The sequence below is a fragment of the Donghicola sp. XS_ASV15 genome (assembly GCF_041224595.1).
Lineage (GTDB): Bacteria > Pseudomonadota > Alphaproteobacteria > Rhodobacterales > Rhodobacteraceae > Donghicola.
Window position 1 is genome coordinate 1 of record NZ_JBGFGN010000026.1, and the last position, 423, is coordinate 423.

Annotated in this window: 1 protein-coding gene; it reads left to right on the forward strand. The window is 36.2% G+C overall.

What is annotated here, in order from left to right; translation table 11 throughout:
• Nucleotides 1-423 (forward strand): LysM-like peptidoglycan-binding domain-containing protein (locus AB9K37_RS00460; protein WP_369835103.1); only part of this gene is annotated, 423 nt, incomplete at both ends.

Consider the following 423-nt stretch of genomic DNA (forward strand, 5'->3'; position numbering starts at 1 on the left):
CTGAAGAGGTCTTGCCCGAGGTTACGCTAAATTTTAAAGAGTTCAAAGTCAAAAAAGGCGATAACCTAGCTAAAATATTTAAACGCGCTGGTTTTTCGGCCTCTACACTTCATAAAATCATTAATGCTAACAAACTTAATAAGCAGTTAACTAATATTCACCCTGGCGACTCATTGTTTTTCGCAGCTAACGAAAACAACGATTTAATTCAATTAAACTACCAAATCAGTCGTACAGAAACATTAGTCGTTAAACTTAATGATGATCAAACCATTAGTTCTAGCCTAGATAAAAAAGCAATTGAAAAACGAACTGACTATGCGTCAGGTACGATCGATTCTAGCTTTTGGAATGCGGGTATCAGCGCAGGGCTTAACGAAAAACAGATAATCAATTTTGCTAACATTTTTGGTTGGGATATCG